This window comes from Streptomyces sp. NPDC014734, assembly GCF_043083325.1.
In the GTDB taxonomy this organism is placed as follows: Bacteria; Actinomycetota; Actinomycetes; order Streptomycetales; family Streptomycetaceae; genus Streptomyces.
Map to the genome: position 1 here is coordinate 40,152 of NZ_JBIBYN010000010.1, position 18,135 is coordinate 58,286.

Below are 18,135 nucleotides of genomic sequence, written 5' to 3' on the forward strand. Positions count from 1 at the left end.
ATCCGTGGAGGACGGCCCGGCCGCGGCCGCGGCCGAATCGCGCACGCGTCGCGGAACCCGGTCGGGTCGGGCCGCCCTCGCCGTCACGCTGTCCGTCCTCGCGGTGCTCCTGCTGCTCTCCGTCACGGCCGGGCTGGCCATCGGCTCGGTGCACGTGCCGCCCGGTGACGTGTGGGGCATCATCACGCACGCGCTGGGCGTCGACCGCTCGGAGCCGACCTGGTCGCGCGCCCGGGAGACGATCGTCCTGACCGTGCGGGCGCCGCGGGTGCTGCTCGGCGCCGTGACCGGGGCCGGGCTGGCCGTGGTGGGTACCGCCATGCAGGCCCTGATCCGTAACCCGCTCGCCGAGCCGTACCTGCTGGGGGTGTCCTCCGGCGCGTCCCTCGGCGCGGTCTCGGTGATCGTCCTCGGGGTGGGTGCGGCGGGGCCGGCATCGCTGTCGGCCGCCGCGTTCGTCGGCGCGCTGGGCTCGCTGCTGGTGGTCTACGCGACCGCCCGCACCGGTGGACGGATCACCTCGGTACGGCTCGTGCTGTCCGGTGTGGCGATCGCCGCGATGCTCACCGCGGTGACGGATCTGCTGTTGCTGACCGCCGGCCGGGGCCACGAGGCGCGTGCCGTCCTCGCCTGGACGCTCGGCGGCCTCGGCGGCGTGGACTGGGGCACGCTGTGGTTGCCCAGCGCGGCCCTGCTGGTCGGCATCGCCGTCCTCCTGGTGCAGTCGCGGAACCTGAACCTGCTGCTGGCGGGCGAGGAGGCCGCCACGACGATGGGGCTCGACGTGGCCCGTTTCCGGGCCCGCATGTTCATCCTGCTGTCCCTCGTCACGGGAATCCTGGTCGCGGCGGCCGGGCCGATCGGTTTCGTCGGGCTGATGCTGCCGCACATCGTGCGTCTCTTCGTCGGCGGCGATCACCGTCGTGTGCTGCCCACGGCCGCACTGGCCGGAGCCGTCTTCCTGATCTGGGCCGACATCGCCGCCCGCACAGTCGCCGCGCCGATGGAGATCCCGGTCGGAGTGCTGACGGCGCTGTGCGGCGGGCCCTTCTTCCTCTGGCTCATGCGCCGTGACGCCCGACGACACGCCGATGGAGCAGTGGCATGAACGCAACCGAACTCGCCGTCGACGGCGTCACGCTGACCGCGGGCGCGCACCGCCTCGTCCGCGATGTCTCGCTGCACGCAGGGCCCGGCGAGGTGATCGGACTGGTCGGCCCCAACGGCAGCGGCAAGTCCAGCCTCCTGCGGGCCGTCTACCGCGTCCTGCGGCCCGACACCGGCCAGGTGCGGGTCGACGGCGCGGACGCCTGGTCGCTGCCCGTGCGCACACTGGCGCGGACGCTCGCCGCGGTGGTGCAGGAGTCGGCCGCCGGTTTCGACCTCTCCGTACGGGAGGTCGTGGCCATGGGACGCACCCCGCACAAGAGCCTGTTCACCGGTGACACGGCCGAGGACGCCCGTCTGATCGAATCGGCGCTGGCAGCCGTGGACGCGACGGCGCTGGCCGACCGCCCCTTCGACCGGCTCTCCGGCGGCGAGCGCCAGCGTGTGCTCATCGCCCGCGCCCTCGCACAGCAGCCCGCCCTGCTCGTTCTCGACGAACCGACCAACCACCTGGACATACGTCATCAGCTCGACGTCCTCGGCGTCCTGCGCGAGCTCCCCGCCACCGTCCTGGTCGCGCTCCACGACCTGAATCTGGCCGCGTACTACTGCGATCGCCTCTACGTCCTGCGCGACGGCGAGGTCACCGCGTCGGGACCGCCCGCCGAAGTGCTCACCGCGCAGTTGCTCCAGGAGGTGTACGGAGTGACCGGGGAAGTCGTCATTCATCCCCGTACCGGGGCCCCTCATGTGACCTTTCTCCCCTGAGGGCCGTCCCGTACTCCGTGGTGGACCGGCGCGCGGCGTCAGATGTGGTGCCTCGCACGAGGAGGAGCGTCCGCATACTGGGTGTATGCGGACGTTCCGACGACGCGGTGGGGCGCCGCAGCGGTCGTCGTGCGCGCGCCGGGGATTTCGGGACGGCCCTCAAGGGCTGTCCCGAATGCCGAACATCTCACACGGGGAAGAGAGGCCGTGGGGATTCACCGCGAGTCGGCCCGGGTAACCATCACGATCCGATTTCAGGCATTCCAGGCCAACGGCACCGACTGTTCAGGGGATTCCCCGCCGCACGGTGTGCTACGGCTCTTCGCGGTGTACAACTGGGATGTCCAACATCACCATCGGATCAACCACGACCTGTCTTCTGCCGTTCACCGATCGGAATTTGACCGTCTGTCATCATGCATAGGATTCCTCGTGAACGCCGAACCCGGGAAGTTTGTCGGTCCGTCCCCTTACGCCCGGCCGGGTCCAAAAAGGCTGCATGGCCGATGCGTTCGCAGTATTTCCTGACCTGTTCCGGTTGTCCGGGGACACCCCGCGGCCGGCCGAGAGTATGGGGCACATTCCGTGAAGGTTCGTACGAGGCGGTCGAGCACCCTGGTGGCCGGGGGAATGGCGGCGGTGCTGCTGGCCGGTTGCGGCTCCCAGGATCAGATCTGGCCGTCCGAGTCGAAGGCGAGAGTGGTCGTCGGGATGTCCGACGGCATCGTCGCGACCGATCCGGCATCCGGCTACGACCCGGGGTCCTGGCTGCTGTTCAACAACGTCTTCCAGTCCCTGCTGAGCTTCCCGCCCGGTTCCTCCACACCCGTGCCGGAAGCCGCCGAGGAGTGCAACTTCTCGAACGGCAGCAGGACGTACACCTGCACGCTGCGTGACGGGCTGAAGTTCAGCAACGGCAACTCCCTCACGTCTGCCGACGTCAAGTACTCCTTCGACCGGACGATCGAGATCGACGACCCCGCGGGTCCGGCGCCGATGCTCTCCACCCTGAAGTCGATCGACACACCGGACGACAAGACCGTCGTCTTCCACCTCAAGGTGCCGGACGCGACCTTCCCCAGCAAGATCGCATCGGGTGCCGGTTCCATCGTGGACCGTCGGGTCTACCCGAAGAACGCCCTGCTGGAGGACGGCAGGACGGTCGGCTCCGGCCCCTACAAGCTGGACTCCATCGACAAGTCGAAGGCGGTCTTCTCGGTCTACTCCGACTACCACGGAACCGCCGAGGTACAGAACTCCGGAGTGACGCTGCAACTCTTCCGCGGCGACCAGCAGGAACTCCAGTCGGCCCTGGAGAAGGGCGACGTCGACATCGCCTACCGCGGCCTCACCGCCAAGGCGATAGCGGCCCTCGACACCTCGTCCGCCACGAAGAAGGACGGCCTGGAAGTGGTCCAGGGCAACAGCGCGGAAGTCCAGCACATGGTCTTCAACGTGCACGACCCCGTGATCGGCGAGATCGCCGTGCGCAAGGCCATCGCCCATCTCGTCGACCGCTACGCGCTGGTCAGCGAGGTCTACCAGTCCACGGCGACTCCGCTCTACTCGATCGTCCCGGTCGGCATCACCGGACACGGCACCTCCTTCTTCGACGTGTACGGCGATGCCCCCCAGCCGAAACAGGCGAAGGCCGAGCTGCGGGACGCCGGTATCACCGAAAAGGTGAAGCTCACTCTCTGGTCCACCCCGAGCCGATACGGTCCGGCCACCGACGACGAATTGCGGACCATCGCGGATCAACTGAACCGAAGCGGGCTCTTCGACGCGCAGATGAAGTCCGTCCCGTTCGACCAATACGAAAAGGGCATCGCCGAGGGCAAGTACGGCGTCTACGTCAAGGGCTGGGTTCCGGACTATCCCGACCCCGACAATTTCACCCAGCCGTTCTTCGGCGAGAACAACGTCCTGTCGAACAATTACGAGAACAGTGAGATAAGCGACCGGATCATCCCGCGGACGGCCGCGATGGCCGATCGCGCGAACACCCGACAGGACTTCATCGCGCTGCAGGACATCGTGGCGCGGCAGTTGCCGCTCCTGCCGCTCTGGCAGGGCAAGCAGTACGCGGTCGCCCACGAGAAGGTGCGGGGCCTGCAGAACTGCCTTGACACGTCGACGGTCTTCCGGTTCTGGGAACTCGGCATCGCGTCGTGACCGGCCCCCGCCCCGCGGCGGTGCGCGGAGCCCCGTCGAGTGCGGGGCGCACGCGCCACCGCGGGGCGGCGCGTGCGTCCCACCGGGTCAGCAGCCTCCGGCGGCGAACGCCTCCTCGTCCGAACGTCCTTCGCCGGGCCGGAAGTTCAGGACGAAGCGGGCGCGTTCCCCGTTGATGCGGCGCCGCACGTACAGCACCGCCTCCCCGTCGGGGGTGCAGCTCACCCCCTCGCGGACGAGCAGGGGACTTCCCGTCGGCACGCCCAGCCGGTCGGCATCGCCGATATCGGCACCGACCGCGCTGAAGGCGCGCCAGTCGTACTCCAGGACGATGCCCGTGGCCTCGGCCAGCACCCGGACCGCGTTGTCCACCTCTCCCGGTACGGACAGCTCCCGGGGCACGAGCGCGGAATCCATCCAGTAGCTGCTGACGCCCCACGGCTCCGCACCGATGAAGACGACGGTCTCCACACGCGACAGTCCGGCGAGCGGACGGTGGAGATGACGCGCCGCCTCGGCATCGGCCGCCGAGTCGGACGCCGGCGCGACGGCGATGACGCGCTCCCCGCCCCGGCCGGCCCCGCCGCGGGCCGTCGCGCCGGTGTGGGGCAGCGCCATGGTCACGCTGCCCGTGTCGAGCCGCTGGCTGCGCGGGTTGACGGTGATCGAGACGCGCGTGACCGGAGGACGCACGAACGTCCCCACACCCCGGCGGATCTCGATGGATGCGGCGCGCTCCAGCTCCGCCATCGCCTGACGAATCGTCAGGCGATTGACGCCGAACTCGGCGCACAGTTCGGCCTCGCTGGGCAGCCGGGAGCCCGCCGGAAGCTCTCCGGCGTCGATCCGCTCCTGGACCTGCCGGGCCAGTTGCAGGTAGACGGGTGCGGCCCTTCGACGGTTTGACACCCCTGGATCCTACGAGCCCGCGCGGCCGTCCGGGGACGCGGTTCCACGCCCGGGACATCGGTCGGGGCGATCGTTCACCAGGAGTTCAGATCTCCGTCGACCGGGTTCGACGCCGGTACACCCAAGGACAGGTAGACATCTAGATGTCCACCTGTCGCGGTGGATCCCCCGACCCGGAAAGCCCTCCATGACCCTGCTCAACTTCCGTGATCCCGCCACCTCCGCGCACCCCGGCGGTGACCGGATCCGCGCCGGAATCCTCTTCCGGTCCGCCCAGCCCTTCCCCTCCGCCGCAGGCGGCGTCGTCGAGAGCCTGCGCGCGAAGGGCGTGGCCACCGTCGTCGACCTGCGCGGTGCCGCCGAACGATCGGCCGACGACTGGGCCGCGGCCCGGGCGGCGGGGATCCGCGTCGTACGGGCACCGCTCGACGCGGAGGACGACGACGCCATCGCCGGTCCCGGCATCGGCTCCCTGCGCACCGCGGCCGACCTGGGCCTGTTCTACGTCGCGCTGGCCCGCTCGGCGCCGCGGGCGGTGGCCGACGCGGTGCGCGCCGCTGCCGCCCCCGGGGCGACTCTGCTGCACTGTGCCGCGGGCAAGGACCGCACCGGACTGCTGGTGGCGCTCCTGCTCGACCTGGCCGGCCTGCCGGCCGAGGGAATCGTCGCCGACTACGCCCGTACCGCCGAGGCGCTCCCACAGGTGTTCGCGGCGCTGGCCGCGCACCGGGGCATCGCCCTGAACGCCGGACCCACGAGCGCGGACGGCGGCGCCGCACCGGACACGGCAGTGCGCGCAGCCTCCCCGCACGGCGCCCCGGTGCTCCGCGGCGAGCCCGGCCGCACCGTCCCCGCGCCGCTGCTCCAGGCGCCGCCCGAGGCGATGCGGGTGTTCCTGGAGACCGTCCGCGCGAACCACGGCGGTGCCGAGGGCTTCCTGCTGAGCTGCGGCGTCGAGGACGACGCCGTCGCCGCGTTCCGCGCCAAGGCGTCGCCCGCCGTTCCGGCCGCCGACGGTGCGTTCGCCACCGCCGTGACCACTCCCGCGCACTGACTCCGCACTCCCCGCCGCACGACAGGAGCACCCCCTTCATGCCCGACGCGCCGACCACGCCCGTGGCCCCACCGCTCGACCGGGAACCCTGCGCCGCCCGGGGATCCGGCGACCCGCCCCGCGCTCCCCGCAGAGTCGTGGTGGGCCTGGTCTTCACCGAACTGCTCATCGGGTTCGCCTTCGCCATGCCCCTGATCGCCTCCCTCGGCCTCAAGGTCAACGAGATAGCACCGCACGACAAGGAGAGCGTGCTGGGCGTCGTCACCGCGGTCGGCGCCGTCGCCTCGTTCGTGCTCAACCCGGTCTTCGGCCACTTGTCGGACCGTACCCGAGGACGTTTCGGCAAGCGCAGGCCGTGGATCCTCGGTGGCCTCGCCACCGGTCTGCCGGCCACCGTGGTGATGGCCACCGCCGACTCGGTCGTCCAGCTGATGCTCGGCTGGGTACTCGCCCAGGCCGCCTACAACGCCGCGCTCGCGGCGCTGGCCGCGGTGATCGCCGACCGGGTTCCGGCCGCGCAACAGGCAACCGTGTCCGGCCTGTTCGGTGCCGCCCAGTTCGCCTCCGTGTTCCCCGCGTTCCTTCTCATCGGCCTGATACCGAACGGCACCACCGCACTGCTGGTGATCCCCGGTGTCGCCGGGGCCGCCGGAGCCGCGCTCTCCTGGATCCTGCTGCGCGGCGAGCCGAGGACCCCGCCCACCGAGCGCGGCCCGGTGAGCCTGCGCTCCGTTCTCGGCAGCCTGGTGTTCGACCCCCGCGCCGCCCCGGCGTTCACCGTGGTGTGGATGCAGCGCTTCCTGTTGCAGGGCGCCAACGCGCTGATCGGGACGTTCGGCCTCTACTACCTGATGTCCCGGCTGGACATGTCGACGGCCGAGGCCGCGGCGCTGCTCTCGACCACCGGCATGCTCTCCGTGGTCGGCAACGTGGTCGCCGCGACCGTCTTCGGCAAGCTTGCCTCCCGCACCGGCGCCTACCGTGCTTTCGTCGTCACCTCCGGCGTGCTCATGGCCACCGCCATGGTGATCAAGATGGTGTCCGCGTCCGTGTGGCCCGTCTACCTCGCCACGTTCGTCGCCGCGATCGGACTCGGCACCTTCTACGCCGTCGACATGGCCCTGGTCCTGCGGGTGATGCCGAGCAGCGCCGACTCGGCCCGCTGGCTCGGGGTGTTCAACATCGCCAAGGCGCTGCCGCAGTCCATCGCCCCGGCCGTCGCCCCGCTGCTGCTCGCCCTCGGCACGGACCCGATCGGGTCCGCCGCGGACGGCGAGAACTACTTCGCGCTCTACCTCGGCGGCGCCCTGGCCGCGCTGCTCGCCGTCGCCCTCACCCCGCTGATCCGCCACCCCCGGCTCGTACGCGACTGACCGCGCCTTCCCCGCACCGCCCCACGAAAGGTTCGCCCATGACCACCCGCACGCTCCGGCACCACGACGGCACACCGTTCCGCGACCTCAATCACAACGGCACCATGGAGCCGTACGAGGACCCGGGGCTGCCCGTCGACGACCGTGTCGAGGACCTGCTGAGCCGGATGACCCTGGAGGAGAAGGCCGGTCAGATGTGCCACGGCCGCATGGTCGCCGGTGACGGCGGCTTCATGCCCTCCGGTGCCGAGCTGATCGCCGAGCGCCACCTCACCCACTTCGCGATGGCGCAGGTGCCCTCCCCCGACACCATGGCGACGTGGAACAACCACGTCCAGGATCTCGCCGCGGCCACCCGGCTCGGCATCCCGGTCACGCTCTCCTCCGACCCGCGTCACGGGTTCACGGCCAACCCGATGACCGCCCACACCGACGGCGGCTTCAGCCCCGGCCCCGAGCCGATCGGTCTGGCGGCGACCGACGATCCCGCGCTCGTCGAGGAGTTCGCCGCCGCGGCCGCCCGCGAACTGCGGGCCGTCGGCATCAGGCTGGCCATCCACCCGATGGCCGACCTGGCCACCGAACCGCGCTGGGCCCGTATCAGCGGCACCTTCGGCGAGGACGCCGACCGCGCCGCGCGGATGCTCGGCGCGTACATCCGGGGCATGCAGGGCGAGGCCCTCGGCCCCGACAGTGTGGCCTGCATGACCAAGCACTTCCCCGGCCACGGCCCGCAGGCCGGGGGCGAGGACGCGCACTTCGCGTACGGCAGGCACCAGGCGTTCCCGGGGAACAACCTCGAATACCATCTCAGGCCCTGGAAGGCGGCGTTCGCCGCCGGGACCGCCCAGGTGATGCCGTGCTACTCGATCCCTTCCGGCAGCGGGCTGCCCGAGGTCGCCGCCAACTTCAATCGTGAGGTGATCACCGGGCTGCTGCGCGGTCGCCACGGCTTCGACGGCGTGGTGTGCACCGACTTCAACTCGCTCACGGGCATGGAGATCCCGGGCGTCGTCCGCCTCCCGGCCCGCAACTGGGGTGTCGAGCACCTCACCCTCGCCGAACAGGTCGTCATGCAGCTCGACGCGGGTGTGGACCAGCTCGGCGGCGAGACCCGCCCCGACTGGATCGTGGACGCGGTCCGCTCGGGTGCGGTGGGCGAGGAACGCGTCGATGTCTCCGTACGCCGCATCCTGCGGGACAAGTTCCGCCTCGGTCTGTTCGAGGACCCGTACGTGGACGCCGAGGCCGCGCGGTCCCTGGTCGGCGCACCGGAGACCCGCGCGCTGGGCCGACGCGTCCAACTGCGCTCGCTGGTCCGGCTCACCGGCCGCCCGGAGACACCGCGCCCGCTCCCCGAGGAACCCGCCCTCTACGTGGAGAACGTGTCCCGCGACGTCGCCGCCCGCCACGGCCGCCTCGTCGACGCCCCCGAACAGGCGGACCTCGCCGTTCTCCGCCTCCGGGCCCCGTACGAGCAGCGGGAGGGGTTCCTGGAACAGCACTTCCACGCGGGGTCCCTGGAGTTTCCCCCCGCCGAGCTGGAGAGGTTGCGCGCACTGTGCGCGACAGTGCCCACGGTGATCGACGTCCACCTCGACCGGCCCGCCGTCCTCACCGGTCTCGCCACCGGCGCGGCCCTGCTGATCGGCAGCTTCGGGGCCGACGACGATCTCCTGCTCGACGTGGCCCTCGGCCGTTCGACCGCCGAGGGCACACTCCCCTTCGACCTGCCGTCCTCGATGCGCGCCGTCGAGGAATCCCGGGAGGACGTCCCCTTCGACACCCGCGCCCCGCTGTTCCGCTGCGGGCACGGGGCCGCCCGCTGACGCGAACGGGCCGAGCCCCTCGGCCGGCCTGCCGTGCCTCGTCCGGGCGCGCGGCGCCGGCTCCGGGCCCGGGGCACCGGTCCCCTCCTCATCCGTGCGAGCGGTCCACCCAGGGGCCGAACTCGCTCTCCAGGACCAGCCGTCCGAGCTTGCGGTACTCCTGGAGCACGGCCGAGACGATCTCCTCCATGCCGAGCGGCTTCCCGGATTCCGCCGCCCGGTACGCGGCGGTCACCGCGCAGGCGCGGATCGACCCTCCCGCCAGCTCGAAGCGTTCCGCGCAGAACTCCAGGTCGAGCTTCCCGTCGCGTGGGACCGTCGCCCCCAGGCAGCGGTCCCACAGGGCCAGGCGCTGCCGGGCGTCGGGCAGGGGAAAGTCCGCGACGACGTCGAGGCGGCGGGTGAAGGCGGAGTCGAGGTTGGCCCGGAGGTTGGTGGTGAGCACCGCGATCCCGTCGAACGACTCGATCCGTTGCAGCAGATAGGCCGACTCGACATTGGCGTGGCGGTCCTGGGCGTCCTTGACCTGCGAACGCTTCCCGAATATGGCGTCCGCCTCGTCGAACAGCAGGATGCCGTTGACGTCCGACGCCTCGACGAAGATCCTTTCGAGGTTCTTCTCGGTCTCGCCGATGTACTTGTCCACCACGATGGACAGGTCCACGACGTAGAGGTCCATGCCGAGTTCGGACGCCACCACTTCGGCGGACATGGTCTTGCCGGTGCCCGACTCGCCGGCGAACAGCGCGATGACTCCCCGTCCCCGGCCGCCGCCCGGCCGCATCCGCCAGCGGCCGAGCACCTGCTCCCGGTGGCGTGCGCGCAGGGCCAGTTCGGACAGTTGCCGACGGGTCGCGGCGGGCAGCACCAGGTCGTCCCAGCCCACCGCGGGCTCGATGCGACGGGCGAGCCGTTCGAGCCCCGCGCCGTTCTGCGCCCGGACCGCCGTGCGCAGGTCCCGCGCGTCCACCGGGCGTCCCCGCGCGACGGCCAGCCGGGAGGCCACGGTGGCGGCCCTGCGGACCTGTTCGGCGTCGAGCCGGTAGGGCGTGGTGACCGCCACGAGCCCCTCTGCGGCCCGCACCTTCTCGGTGGGCAGGCCGACGGTGGCACCGGCCTCGGCGAGGGCCCGGCTCCACTGCCGCGCCACGTCCTCGGGGTCCGCGGGCAGGACGGGCACCGGGACCGGGCTCTCCCCGCTCCACCGGGGGTCCCAGTCCTTCTTCCCGTGCACGACCAGAGGGGTGCCGCGGCTCGCCGCGCACAGGCCGCCCAGCAGTCCGGCTCCTCCGGGCCGCTCGGGGGCGAGCGCCTCGATCGGTCCCAGGACGACTCCGCCGCCGCTCAGCCGGGCCTCGGCCACCAGGATCCCGACGAGCTCCGCCGGTTCGGGGGCGCCGACGAGCGCCGCGACATCGACCAGCAGCGGACGACGTCCCGCGGCGAGGAGCGCCTCGACGGCCAGTGCGCCGGGGTCACCGCCGCGGTCCAGCAGATGCACCAGGCCGCTGCCCGTGCCCAGCAGCGCCGCGACCCGCAGGGCCTCCGGCCCCGGGTCCGCCTCCTCGCCCGGACCGGCCACCCGGACGAGGCCGCGCAGCCTCCCGTCGGGCTCGTCGTCACCGAGCAGGTGGGCGGTGATCCGGTCCGGCACGCGCAGCACCCGCGAGAGCAGCGGCCGGTCGGCCTCCAGCACCGTCAGCAGTCCGCCCGCGACCAGGGGGGCGGACGGGGAGAACCGGAAGCGGCCGGTGCTCGCGGCGGGGAGTCCGCTCAGTTCGAGGGCCAGGCCGATGGTGGGCCTTCGTCGGCCGAGGTCGTCGTTGAGGTATCCGTAGAGCCGCTCGAACCGGATGTCGATGTCCGGTGCCATCGCGATCAGCAGCAGGTCGACGTCCAGCGGCGTCAGGCCGAAGTCCTCGGCGAGCCGATGGATCCGGCTCCCGGACGAGGGGGACGGCCGGGGCTCGGACGTGTACCGCGGCACCGGCGCGAACGCGTCGCGGGCCGCCAGGATCCGTTCGGCCCCCTCGGAGGTGAGGTACTGCCCCCGGTAGGGATCGTCCGGTTGCGGGTCGAGGGACCGCCGGGCCGCGACGGCGTTCCTGACCCGCCGCTCGACGTGGATCAGCCGCTCCCAGAGTTCCTCGACGGCCGTCGGGGCGTCGGGCAGCTCACCGGCGGGGCGGGTGCCCTGTGCCGTGGTCATCGAGCCCCGCTCCCCCGCCTGCGTCGGCCGGGAGGAAGTCGCCGTTCGCGTTCCGCGGCGAAGCCCTGCTCCCCCGGGTCGGACGCCCCGTCGTAGCGCAGTCGGCGCCCCGGGCCCGTCGGATCGCCGTCCCGAGCGGGTGCGGTCCTCACCACCAGCCCCTCGGTGACCGGTGGGCCTGCGGACGTCCGTTCGCCCGCCAGCGGGGCCCACACGCGCAGGTCGATCGCTGCCTTGAGCTCCCCTCCGAGCGCGGACCAGACGTCGGCGGTGGCCTGCCGGTCGGTGCTCGGGCCGGCCGCCTCCATGTCCACGGTCAGCCCGAGTTCGGCGAGGCTGCCGGTGTGCGTCCGCGCGGGCAGCACGTCCGTCCGCACCAGGCGGCGCAACACCTCGGAGAGCAGCCGGTGTTCGTCCTGCGGGCGGTTGGTCCAGGCGGTCACCAGATAGGTCAGCTCGAACCAGCGCGGCGGGGTCCGCCAACCGACCACCATGCCCTGTCCGTCGTGCTCCTCGGCCGTCCCGGTGCGTCGGCGGGTCGCGTCCTCGCGGATGCCGTGCAGGAAGACGCTGACCGTGGGCGCGTTGCGCCGGGCCGACCACTCCTTCGTCGGCGCGTCGAACACCAGGTCGACACCGCTGTCCCGGAGTTCCGTCTCCAGCAACAGCCGCAGCCCCTCGTCGACTTCGTGGATCACCGGCGCCCCACCTCGTCCGGCGGGACGATGGTGCCGGTGACCACCAGGAAGGGCGTGGTGACCGGGCTGAACCCGGGGCCGGTGGCGGTGATGGTGCGCGGTCCCGTCCGGTCCTTCACGAGGATCAGCAACTGTGCGATGAACGTGCGGTCCGCGCGCGGGACGGCGGGGGGCGCGGTCGCCGTGATTCCCGGATCCCAGGTGAGCTTCACCGGTGCGCCGGGCGGGAAGTCCTTGCCCCGGACGGAGGTGACGAACCCGGGTTTGCCGACGGCGGGCACCGCGACGATGCGGGGCTGGAGAATGCGCAGCGTGGTCCTGGAGACGTTGTCGCGGGTGTCGGCGTCGGTTCCGGTCGTGGTGAGCGTCGCGGTGATGGTGGCCTTCAGCGCCCGGTCGGGCGAGAGCACGACGCGGACCACCGCGGAGGCCCCGGGTGCGAGGTCGGGCAGCGCGCACTCCCCTCCGGCGCAGCCCGCCGGCGTCGGGCCCGCCGGTATGCGGGCGGGCAGGCCGAGTTTCAGCCGCAGGCCGGTGGCAAGGGCGTTGCGGCCGTTGCGCACGGTGTACGTCACCACCACCCGGCCGCCGACGAAGCCGGGACCGGGCTGGGCCCGCACCACGACTCCGGGTCCCGCCTCGGGCTCCGGCGGCAGAGGATGCGGGGGCGGTACGGGTGGCGCGGTCGTGGGGGTCGGGGTGGGCGTGGGAGTGGGTGCCGGCGGCGCCTCGTGGACCGGGACGACGGTTCCGGCGGCGTTGTCCGTGGGATTCGGGTCGAGCACGGCTCCGGCGACCGACCAGCCGATCTGCTGGTCCCCCGTCGTCACGCCGGTGAGCCGGACGGTGATGTCCACGCTCTCGCCGGGCGCGAGCACGCCCAGGTCGCACTGGGGCGACCCGGTCGAGCAGGACCCGGCCGGGGTGGTGATCCCGTCCAGGCGCACGCCGGGCGCGGGGTCGGCGGTGAACACGGTGCCGGGCGAGTGGGCGGGGCCCCGGTTGGTGACGGTGACCGTCACCTCGCCGGTGGAACCTGCCTCCACCTCGGGGCCGGTGGGCGGTGCGGTCAGCGACAGGTCGACCGACTGCTGGAACGCGGGCTCCTTCTGTCGCCCGGAGAGTCCGTTCGTCAGCACCTTCAGGTCGCCGCTTTCGAGGTCGAGCACCTTCAGCCGCTCCGGGGAGTTCGGCTCGGCCGTCCTGCGCGAGCTGAACACCAGCCGCCGGGCGTCCGGCGACCAGGCCACGTCGCGGGGCTGGAAGGGCCCGGTCCGCGTGGTGTCGGGAAGCTCCTGCCCGCAGGCGTCGGGGTTGTCCCGCTGGACGGACGGCAGCAGGACGCGGCACCCTTCGCCGGTGGGCGAGGTCACGAGGATTCCGTTGCGCTGGTTGATCCGGCCGCCGCCGTCCTTGCGGTTGAAGGCGATCCGGGTGCCGTCGGGGGAGAACGCGGGGCTGTCGTCGATGACCTCGCATTCTCCGGGGCAGGCGGTGACGCTTAGGTCCCGCTGCTGGTCGAGCGCCTTCACCGGGACGGTCCAGACGTGTTTGTTGCCACCGAGTGCGCCGATGACCTGGTTGCGGGTGAAGGCGATGGTGGTGCCGTCCGGCGACCAGGCGGGCTGGGCGTCACCGCCCGCGGGTTGTCCCTCCGGTGGCACGATCCTGCCGACGATCTCCTTGGTGGCGACGTCCGCGATCAGGACGCTGCTCGGCCCCGGTTTCCGGTCGGTCCTGCCGGGCGAGTACCGGGTGAACGCCATCCTGGTGCCGTCCGGGGAGAAGGCGGGGTCGGTGTCCCAGTCGTCGGGACCGCGCCCGCCGAGCTCCATCGGTTCCGCGTGCGAACCGTCGGCGTCGGCGAGCCAGATCTGCTCGGGGGGCCCGCCCTCACCGTTGCCGAAGACGGTCACGACGATGCGCCGGCCGTCCGGTGTGTAGCTCTGCCGCTCGGTCCACGGATCGAAGCCTGGATCCGGGTCGAACAAGCGGTCCCTCTCGGGGTCCTCGTCCGCCTTCGGGTCCTCCTTCAGGATGGTGAGTCCGAGGTCCCGCGGGTCCGATCCGTCCTGCCTGACGTCCTGGAGGGTCGCATAGTGCGCCTTCTCGGTGGTGCGCCGCGCCACGACGACCGTCCCGGAGTCGGTCGATCCGGTCCAGGTGGGCGATGCGACGTCGCGGTCCTCGTCGAGCAGCGTGGTCAGCACGACCTCGGTCTCGGAGGGCTCCATCCGGTAGACGTGGTCGTAGGCCAGGCATCCGCAGAACGTGTCGGGACTGATGAAGAGCAGGTCGTCCCCGTTCGGCAGCCAGGCGGCCGACCGGGTGCTCCACTTCGCCGGGTCACCGGGCAGCAGATCGTGGTCGCGCCCCGGCCCCTCGGTCAGCCGGAGCCGGGGGTCGGTCTTGCCGTTCTCGGTGAGGGTGTAGACGACGCGGGCACGATGGGTGTCGTCGTCCACCGGGTTCCACGCCGGTTCGGTCGCGTCGCCGGGCGGACCGTCGCTGATCCGGGTCGCACCGCCGCCCGACACGGCACGCACGTATATCTGCCGTCCCCGCAGAAGATCGCCGTCCGCGGAGTACGCGATCCGGGCGCCGTCCGGGGAGAACGTCGGATGGGTCTCGTCCGCTGCCGTGTCCGTCAGCCGTCGCAGGTCGGACCCGTCGACGCCGACCGTCCACAGGTCGTGCTGGTCCCGGCCGTCGGGCCCCGGCTCCGCGGAGTCGAAGACCACCGTCCGCCCGTCCGGGGAGAGTTCGGGGTTCGCGGCGTCGCGACCGGTGGTGAGCCTGCGCACCGCACCACCCGACTCGCGCACGTACACCTGGGGGCGCGGCGCGTCGCGCAGGCTGGTGAAGACCAGCGCCCCGCCGCGTGCGGAGGGGTCCTGGTCGTAGTGCGCCGGCCCGGTGCCGAACAAGGCGGTACTGGTGTGGATGTCCGATCGGGACGCCTCGCCGAGACTGCGGTGTCCGGTTCCGGCGAAGGCGATCCGCCCGGTGTCCGCCGGGAGGTCGTCCGCCGCGGCGACGGTTCTCGGCGCGTCCTGCGGTGCCGATGCGGCTCCCGCCACCAGAAGGGGTGCCAACAGCACCACCACGCCCGCCAGTCGGTGCAGCCTGGCCCGCCTCGCCGGGCCACCAGTGCCGGTCACGGCCCACCTCACAGTCTGGTCGATGACACTCCCCCCGCCAGCGTCCCGCCCGCGCGGGACCGGGAACAGGCCCCAAGTACCCGCGGTGGGGGAAGGGCCCGCTGCCCTTTGCGGCCGCCGCCTCCCCGGCCCTCCTCCGTTGGTGCTGCGACCGGAGAGGTTCACCGGGCCCGCGATTCCCGGCACGGCACCTCGCCGCGTTGTCACCTCATCCGGGTACATCCGGAACACCGACGACGCTCCGCCTCGCGACGCTCCGCACCGGACGCCGCGAGCTTCCCGGCACACCTTCCCGGTCACAGCACCAGAGCACCGGCGGCGTCCCGCGCCGTCCGCGCGGACGCCCGTGACAGCACTCAGATGAGTCCGTGCCGCATGGCGTAGCCGACGGCGTGGGCCCGGTTGCGCAGTTCGAGTCGTGTCGCCATCTCGTGCAGCACGTTCTTGACGGTGCGTTCGGAGTACGAGGTCTTCTGCGCGATCTCCGCGGTACCGAAGCCCTCCGACACCAGTCTGATCATCTCCGCCTCCCGTGTCGTGAGCGTGGAGAGCGAGAGGCCCCGGGGGTCGAGGACCGTCCGCTGAAGGCTGCTGACGTGGTCGAGGAGCTTTCCGAGCAGGTCGCCCGGGAGCACGCCCTCGCCCTTGGCTATCGCCGTCACCAGGTGGACGAGACGGTCCGGGTCGGCCTCGCCGCGCCTGAGCACGGCGACGACACCGCGCTCGATCAGGGTCTGGAGCGCGGCCGCCTCGAAGAAGCCGACGACGAGTCCGGTGCGGGTCGCGGTGTTGCGCTGGAGACGGGACAGCAGCCGGATGGTGGGATCGTCCACCATGTCCACGACCACTAAGGAGACTTGGGCCCGGTCGGCCTCCGCCTCCGCCACCAGTTCGATCTCGGGACGCGGGCGCAACTGGTGGATCATGCCGGTCTGGAGGATCAGGTCCTCCGCGTACACCGCCACGGAGACCCTGCCCGCCGGGGCCCTCCGTATGCTGTCCCGGGCCGAGCGCTCCGAGGCGCTGGGCCGGCGGAACCGACCGCGTGCCGTTGTTCCGTTGTTCACGTCTGTCGTCGTCATCGTTCCGTGCTCGTCTTCCTCAGGTATTCCTGCCCGATGTGTTGGCTTCCGTTCTCGATCGCGCCGGGGTCCCGGCAGGGGGAGCGGGCCCGGGGCGGGTGCTCGGGAACGCGGTGGCGTTGGGCCTTCGGGGCACCGGCCCTGCCCGCTCGTTGCCCTTGAGTCTCTGCTGCTCCACCGCCGAGGCGGCCTACCGTCGCATCGTGACCACATCTGCCGAATTCGCAATGTCCACGGTGACAGTGTCGCCCGGCGCCGGGGCGACGACGACGCTGACCGTGCGCAACGACGGCGACATCGTCGAGGCCTACACGCTCGAAGTGGTCGGCGACTGCGCCGCGTGGAGCACGGTGGAGCCGGCCCGCGTCTCTCTCTATCCGGGCACGTCCGAGGTGGTGACCGTGCGGCTCGCGCCGCCCCGGTCCCACGAGGTAAGGGCCGGGGAGACCCCCCTGGGCGTCCGTGTCCTGCCCGCGGAACGTCCCGAGTCGGTGGCGGTGCCCGAGGCCACGGTGGTCATCGAGCCCTTTCACGAGATCCGGTCGCAGTTGGACCCGCGTCGACGCCGGGGCTGGCTGGGCGCCCGGTTCCGGACCTCGGTGCAGAACAAGGGGAACACCCCGGTCGACATCGCGCTCACCGCGACACAGGCCGGGGAGGAACTCCGCCTCGCCTTCTCCCCCGGCCAACGGCGCCTGGAACCGGGCGAGGTGGCCGACATGCGCCTGCGGGTACGGACCCGGAAGCCGATCTGGTTCGGCAAGCCGGCCACCTGGCCGTTCGAGGTCGAGGTCGCGGAGAGGGCCGGATCCGGATCCGGATCCGGATCCGGATCCGGCGGCGAACGGCCCGACGGGCCGCCGGAGACGTCGGCCGGCGAGTTCGTACAACTTCCCATACTGCCCAGATGGTTGCTGATCGTCCTGGCCGCGCTGCTCGCACTGCTGCTCGCGTGGTTCGCCCTCGCCCGGCCGGCGGTGAAGAACGCCGCGAAGCAGGCGGCGACCGAGGCCGTGCAGAAGGCGAGGCCGGACAACGGGCAGCAGGGCGCGGACTCGACAGGGGGTTCGGGCGATTCCGCGGGCGGACAGGGCCAGGGTCCCGGGACCGGTCCCGGTCGGCCGACCGGGCCGGGGGGCTCCTCCTCGGGTGGTTCCGGCTCGACGACGGGCTCGGGGGAGCAGCAGATCTCGGAGACGATCGATGTGCAGACCGGGGGCGGCACCGAGAAGGAGCGCGCGTACCGGGTGCCCCGGGGGAAGGTGTTCAACGCCACGGACATCGTGGTGGCGAACTTCCAGGGTGACGAGGGCGTACTGACCATCACGCTCGGGAACCGGAAGATCACCACCATCGCCCTGGAGACCTTCCGCAATCAGGACTACCACTGGGTCACCCCCATCCAGGTTCCGGAGAACGCCGCGGTCACCGCCTCCGTGACCTGCGCCAAGCCCGGCACCCCCGCAACCGGAACCCAAGCTTCTGGCTGCCACCAGGTAGTCAACGTCAGCGGAACACTGAAGGATCTCGCACCGTAGAACACAGCACCGGGCCTCTCGCTTCCCATACGCGACGAGAACAGCAGAAATAGCGACCGGGGAAAACCCGGCTTGCCGACCGTTGCCGCATCCCTACCCCCCGCACGCCGCGGCGACCCGGATCCGCGAGGTTCCGGTGGCGGCGGGCGGGGAGCGTCCGGTCCTCGCGCACCCCGCGGACGCGGCAGGCCGGACGGCCGCATGCTGCATGTTCCTGCCGGTCGCCGTCACA

General features: G+C 71.9%; 12 protein-coding genes. 7 read left to right on the forward strand and 5 right to left on the reverse strand.

All coding sequences use genetic code 11. From position 1 onward, the window contains the following. Positions 1-4: 4 nt before the first annotated feature. The 3 genes from ACF1CT_RS17815 to ACF1CT_RS17825 all read left to right on the forward strand — a co-directional run bounded on the left by ACF1CT_RS17815 (position 5) and on the right by ACF1CT_RS17825 (position 4,050). The gene (locus tag ACF1CT_RS17815) at positions 5-1,108 is read left to right on the forward strand and encodes a FecCD family ABC transporter permease (RefSeq protein ID WP_391785000.1); all 1,104 of its coding nucleotides are present in this window, start codon (positions 5-7) and stop codon (positions 1,106-1,108) included. Then, the gene (locus ACF1CT_RS17820) at positions 1,105-1,875 is read left to right on the forward strand and encodes an ABC transporter ATP-binding protein (protein WP_391784792.1); all 771 of its coding nucleotides are present in this window, start codon (positions 1,105-1,107) and stop codon (positions 1,873-1,875) included. Before ACF1CT_RS17815 ends, ACF1CT_RS17820 begins: the two co-directional genes overlap by 4 nt. A gap of 585 nt (positions 1,876-2,460) precedes the next feature. Then, positions 2,461-4,050, forward strand: a complete 1,590-nt coding sequence (locus ACF1CT_RS17825; protein ID WP_391784793.1) for an ABC transporter substrate-binding protein — start codon at positions 2,461-2,463, stop codon at positions 4,048-4,050. Between the two features lie 87 nt (positions 4,051-4,137). Here the strand turns inward: ACF1CT_RS17825 and ACF1CT_RS17830 are convergent, their stop codons facing one another. After that, entirely contained in the window at positions 4,138-4,959 is an 822-nt protein-coding gene (locus ACF1CT_RS17830) for a GntR family transcriptional regulator (protein WP_391784794.1), read from the reverse strand. Between the two features lie 187 nt (positions 4,960-5,146). Here ACF1CT_RS17830 and ACF1CT_RS17835 point away from each other — a divergent pair, with 187 nt between their 5' ends. The 3 genes from ACF1CT_RS17835 to ACF1CT_RS17845 are packed head-to-tail and all read left to right on the forward strand — an operon-like array spanning position 5,147 to position 9,215. Then, the gene (locus ACF1CT_RS17835) at positions 5,147-6,013 is read left to right on the forward strand and encodes a tyrosine-protein phosphatase (protein WP_391784795.1); all 867 of its coding nucleotides are present in this window, start codon (positions 5,147-5,149) and stop codon (positions 6,011-6,013) included. A 38-nt stretch (positions 6,014-6,051) separates the two neighbouring features. Beyond that, positions 6,052-7,386, forward strand: coding sequence for an MFS transporter (locus ACF1CT_RS17840; protein ID WP_391784796.1), 1,335 nt, complete (start codon positions 6,052-6,054; stop codon positions 7,384-7,386). A gap of 38 nt (positions 7,387-7,424) precedes the next feature. Further along, on the forward strand, positions 7,425-9,215 hold the full coding sequence (locus ACF1CT_RS17845; RefSeq protein WP_391784797.1) for a glycoside hydrolase family 3 protein: 1,791 nt from the start codon (positions 7,425-7,427) through the stop codon (positions 9,213-9,215). Between the two features lie 88 nt (positions 9,216-9,303). On the opposite strand, the gene ACF1CT_RS17850 is transcribed toward ACF1CT_RS17845, so the two are convergent. The 4 genes from ACF1CT_RS17850 to ACF1CT_RS17865 form a co-directional block, all read right to left on the reverse strand. Continuing rightward, complete coding sequence (locus ACF1CT_RS17850) at positions 9,304-11,424, reverse strand: ATP-binding protein (RefSeq protein WP_391784798.1); 2,121 nt, start codon at positions 11,422-11,424, stop codon at positions 9,304-9,306. Then, positions 11,421-12,122 (reverse strand): DUF4255 domain-containing protein, encoded by a 702-nt coding sequence (locus ACF1CT_RS17855; RefSeq protein ID WP_391784799.1) that lies wholly within the window; start codon positions 12,120-12,122, stop codon positions 11,421-11,423. The genes ACF1CT_RS17850 and ACF1CT_RS17855 overlap by 4 nt, the downstream gene beginning before the upstream one ends. Then, the gene (locus tag ACF1CT_RS17860; protein ID WP_391784800.1) at positions 12,119-15,283 is read right to left on the reverse strand and encodes a hypothetical protein; all 3,165 of its coding nucleotides are present in this window, start codon (positions 15,281-15,283) and stop codon (positions 12,119-12,121) included. Before ACF1CT_RS17860 ends, ACF1CT_RS17855 begins: the two co-directional genes overlap by 4 nt. A 356-nt stretch (positions 15,284-15,639) precedes the next feature. Further along, positions 15,640-16,365, reverse strand: a complete 726-nt coding sequence (locus ACF1CT_RS17865) for a response regulator transcription factor (RefSeq protein ID WP_391784801.1) — start codon at positions 16,363-16,365, stop codon at positions 15,640-15,642. 227 nt (positions 16,366-16,592) lie between these two features. On the opposite strand from ACF1CT_RS17865, the gene ACF1CT_RS17870 reads away from it, so the two are divergent. Then, positions 16,593-17,903: a hydrolytic protein gene (locus ACF1CT_RS17870; RefSeq protein WP_391785001.1), complete on the forward strand. Its 1,311-nt coding sequence runs from the start codon at positions 16,593-16,595 to the stop codon at positions 17,901-17,903. Positions 17,904-18,135 lie beyond the last annotated feature (232 nt).

What these genes read in the sequence shown, in the direction of transcription:
- ACF1CT_RS17835 (WP_391784795.1), top strand. Translation starts at nt 5,147, where the DNA reads ATGACCCTGCTCAACTTCCGTGATCCCGCCACCTCCGCGCACCCCGGC.
- ACF1CT_RS17845 (WP_391784797.1), top strand. Translation starts at nt 7,425, where the DNA reads ATGACCACCCGCACGCTCCGGCACCACGACGGCACACCGTTCCGCGAC.
- ACF1CT_RS17840 (WP_391784796.1), top strand. Translation starts at nt 6,052, where the DNA reads ATGCCCGACGCGCCGACCACGCCCGTGGCCCCACCGCTCGACCGGGAA.
- ACF1CT_RS17865 (WP_391784801.1), bottom strand. Translation starts at nt 16,365, where the DNA reads ATGACGACGACAGACGTGAACAACGGAACAACGGCACGCGGTCGGTTC.
- ACF1CT_RS17850 (WP_391784798.1), bottom strand. Translation starts at nt 11,424, where the DNA reads ATGACCACGGCACAGGGCACCCGCCCCGCCGGTGAGCTGCCCGACGCC.
- ACF1CT_RS17870 (WP_391785001.1), top strand. Translation starts at nt 16,593, where the DNA reads ATGTCCACGGTGACAGTGTCGCCCGGCGCCGGGGCGACGACGACGCTG.
- ACF1CT_RS17820 (WP_391784792.1), top strand. Translation starts at nt 1,105, where the DNA reads ATGAACGCAACCGAACTCGCCGTCGACGGCGTCACGCTGACCGCGGGC.